Below are 415 nucleotides of genomic sequence, written 5' to 3'. Positions count from 1 at the left end.
CTTCAAAACAGGTGGAAAAATGAAAATTAATCTTTTGGTTGGCGGTCCAATCGAAAACTATCCCGAAGGACTGCTTGAAAAGCGTGGTCAAGACGAGTTGTGGGTCGGAGCAGATAAGGGAGCGGTCAGACTTTGCGAGGCCGGAATCAAACCGCTTCTTTCAATCGGAGACTTCGATTCATCAACGAATCGCGAACGATATTTGGTAGACGTCATGAGCAGGGAAGTGATGACTTCGGTTCCTGAAAAAGACGATACGGATACCGAATTGTGCCTTCGGTTGATTGAACAACGTTTTCATCCGGATCTGATCAGCATTTACGGGGCTACCGGCGGCAGAATCGACCATCTGTTGGCAAATCTTTTCTGCTTGCTTCGACCTGAATTTTTGAATATGATTTCCAAGGTTGAATTC

Annotated in this window: 1 protein-coding gene; it reads left to right on the top strand. The window is 45.8% G+C overall.

Annotated elements, in window-relative coordinates:
• Positions 1-19: 19 nt before the first annotated feature.
• Positions 20-415 (top strand): thiamine diphosphokinase (locus tag KJQ99_RS09945; protein WP_214150747.1); only part of this gene is annotated, 396 nt, incomplete at its 3' end.

This window comes from Campylobacter sp. 2018MI13, from assembly GCF_018501135.1.
In the GTDB taxonomy this organism is placed as follows: domain Bacteria; phylum Campylobacterota; class Campylobacteria; order Campylobacterales; family Campylobacteraceae; genus Campylobacter_E.
This window is presented reverse-complemented; position numbering and strand designations above follow the sequence as displayed.